This window comes from Flavobacterium sp. UBA7663 (genome assembly GCF_002483315.1).
Lineage (GTDB): Bacteria > Bacteroidota > Bacteroidia > Flavobacteriales > Flavobacteriaceae > Flavobacterium.
Map to the genome: position 1 here is coordinate 1 of NZ_DLHR01000009.1, position 3,194 is coordinate 3,194.

3 protein-coding genes are annotated in these 3,194 nt (G+C 36.3%); all 3 read left to right on the forward strand.

The window, feature by feature from the left end:
* Positions 1-134: 134 nt before the first annotated feature.
* Positions 135-800 carry a potassium channel family protein gene (locus B2741_RS01955; RefSeq protein ID WP_291134940.1) on the forward strand — a complete coding sequence of 222 codons (666 nt, stop codon included), beginning with the start codon at positions 135-137 and terminating at the stop codon, positions 798-800.
* Between the two features lie 166 nt (positions 801-966).
* Positions 967-1,620 (forward strand): hypothetical protein, encoded by a 654-nt coding sequence (locus B2741_RS01960; RefSeq protein WP_291134942.1) that lies wholly within the window; start codon positions 967-969, stop codon positions 1,618-1,620.
* 593 nt (positions 1,621-2,213) lie between these two features.
* Positions 2,214-2,618 carry a hypothetical protein gene (locus B2741_RS01965; RefSeq protein WP_291134944.1) on the forward strand — a complete coding sequence of 135 codons (405 nt, stop codon included), beginning with the start codon at positions 2,214-2,216 and terminating at the stop codon, positions 2,616-2,618.
* Positions 2,619-3,194: the final 576 nt, after the last annotated feature.

Sequence of the window (3,194 nt, forward strand, 5' to 3'; positions counted from 1 at the left end):
TGCTGGTTTTGTGTCGCCGGAAACATCAATTTCATTAACTTCGTTCACAGTAGCGGAGAATACTCTGCTATCTTGGCCGCAACTAGACATGGCGGCGAAACGTTACCGGCAACCAATGAACACTAAACCACATAATGACACCTACCAAAGAAGAAAAATCAGATAAGCTCAGTTTATTGAATTTAGTTGTTTTAATTCTCTCAATCTATGTTTTGGGAGCATTAGTTATCGATTCCGTTTACAAACTTCCGCCCGAAACTTCTAACCTATTGAACTATATAGACAATGGAATTTGTGCTTTTTTCTTTATAGAGTTTTGCATTCGTTTTAATCGTGCAAAAAATAAATTGGAATTTATGCGTTGGGGTTGGATTGATTTGATTTCATGTATTCCAATGATTGATTACTTACGTGCTGGACGCTTATTAAGGCTTATACGTTTGCTTAGAATTGTTAGAGCATTTCGTACCACAAAAAATGTTGTAGACCATATTTTCGCAAATAAAGCTCAAGGCGCATTTACTTCGGTTTCTATTATTGCTGTATTACTTGTAATTTTTTCTGCGATTGGAATTCTTCAAGTGGAAAACGATCCAAATAGTAATATTAAAACTGCTGAAGATGCAATTTGGTGGGCATATGTTACAATTACAACCGTTGGCTACGGAGATAAATTTCCTGTGACTACAGAAGGTAGAATAATTGCTGCGATTTTGATGACAGCTGGCGTAGGATTGTTTGGAACATTTACAGCATATGTAGCTTCTTGGTTTGTAGTTGAAAATAAACAAAGTAACTAATTTTGGCAGCCGGTAACAGCCGCCATGACTAATTGCTGTTTTCGTGTCGCCGGAAACTCCATTTTCATTAACTTCGTTCACAGTAGCGGAGAATACTCTGCTATCTTGGCCGCAACTAGACATGGCGGCGAAACGTTATATGCAACTTTGAACCACATCCAGTAAAATGATAACCTCTTCTGACAAAGATTATATTGAAACAAAATCAATAAAGCAAAATAAGACCAACATGAAATCTGAATTTGTCGGCCTTGCGCATTGGATTAATTCAAAATTTGATGTATCTGTTCTTAACGTTTTTTACGATTTTATTAATGATAAGAACAAAACCCCTAGACTGAGTATAATTCTCGAATACAAAGAAGATGAACTGAAATTTAGAGACGATTTACATGGAAATTTTGATAGTGAGAAGCAAAGGTTAGTTGCCCAAAAATTCAAAGAAATAAAACGCAATGAATACGATGCCGAAAACGTGTTTGTAATCTTCACTTCGTTTGAGCCGATTGCAAAAGATGAAGCTAATTCAAAAATTCCAAGTTTTGAAATTGAAGCGATGAAAAACGAAATAGGATTAAATGACATTTGGAAAATACACCGCCAATTTTCTTGGACAACTTTCCTTTTTTTCACGAATAAACAAGTTGATGAAAATAGTAAGAATGGTAATCGGGAAATTTTTTCAAAAGCTTATTTCAATCTCTTAACCAAGTACGATGAATTTAACTATTTTAAAGAAAATACATTTTCGATATTGCTTGACAGTAAAGAGAATTTTGACAACAATTATAGTAGCAATTGGTTTTATTACGATCGCTAAAGCTGCATATAACAGCCGCCATGACTAATTGCTGCATTCGTGTAGCCGGAAACATCTATTTTCTTAACTTCGTTCACAGTAGCGGAAAATACTCTGCTATCTCAGCCGCAACTAGACATGGCGGCGAAACGTTACCTGAAATTGCTCCTCGCCCGCTCCAATTTTGCGTTTTGCTTTAGAATTCCTAAAACGCTTTCTCTTCGCTTTGCACAAACCAAGAATGAAATTTTATTCAGAATCTTAATGTTTGTCGAACGTGATTGTCGAATATCGGTTTGGAAAATAGTTGTCGAAAATCTTACGTCCAAACTTTCGCAATCTGTGTCCGTTGTGTGTTCCAGGAAAATGCTTTGCATTTTTGAGCTTTGACGATTTAGTTTGTAGATTTTCCTAATGTCAGTTCTTTAGTGCTCATCTTTAGTGTCGCAAAATTCAGGTAACAGCGCATAAGCGATCATTGCTGGTTTTGAGTTGCTTCAACTCTATTTTCACGAATAAACTTTATATTAGCGGAAAATACTCGTTTCCGCTTTGGCCGCAACGTCGCCTATGCGCAAAACGTTATGCGACATTTAACCCGAACTTTATCTATAATGAGAAAGATTTTAATCTTATTTCTGATCGTAATTATAACTACTTCATTTTCATCCAGAAGGATTGATAATAATATGTTGCTAAAAACCTGGATAGCAGTCAAAATAGATTCTAGCAATAACAGAACATATGTTTCTGCAAAAGAATTCGGAAACTCAATTGGATTACAATTTTTTAAAGATGAAAAAATTAGAGCGCAAGTGCCAACTAACACATCTTGTCCAAGCGGAATAAAAGAAGTGAAATTTGAAATTGTAGATGGAACTTGGTCAAAACTTTCCGATTCAGTTTTAATTACTTCATTTCCTTTAAATGGGAAAAATATTTCTGAAAGATTAAAAATATTAAAACTCACAGAAAATGAACTAATTGTCAAATTAGATTACAAAAAGCAAAGACAGTAATATAAACGCCGCATAACAGCCGCCATGACTAATTGCTGTATTCGTGTCACCGGAAATACTTATTTCCTTAACTTCGTTCACAGTAGCGGAGAATACTCTGCTATTTTGGCCGCAACTAGACATGGCGGCAAAACGTTACCTGAAATTGCTCCTCGTCCGCGCCAGTTTTTCGTTTAGCTTGATAATTTCATAAACGCATTTTCTTCGCTTTGTAGAAAAAAACGAGTGCGGTTTTCCAGATTCTTAGTGTTTGCCGAAACTGATTGTCGAATATTGAAACGGAAAATAATTGTCGAATTTCTTGTGTCCAAGCTTTCGCAATCTTTGTCCGTTGTGTATTCCAGAAAAATGCGTTGCATTTTTGAACTTTGGCGATTCGGTTTGTAGATTTTCTAATGTCAGCTCTTTCGTGCTCAACTTTCGTGTCGCAAAATTCAGGTAACAGCGGTCACGAGAAATTGCTGGATTTGAGTTGCGTCAGCTCTATTTTCACGAATAAATTCTATCTTAGCGGAAACAACTCAGTTCGCTGGCTTCGCAACTTCGCGTGTCCGCGAAACGTTATCACTGGGTCGC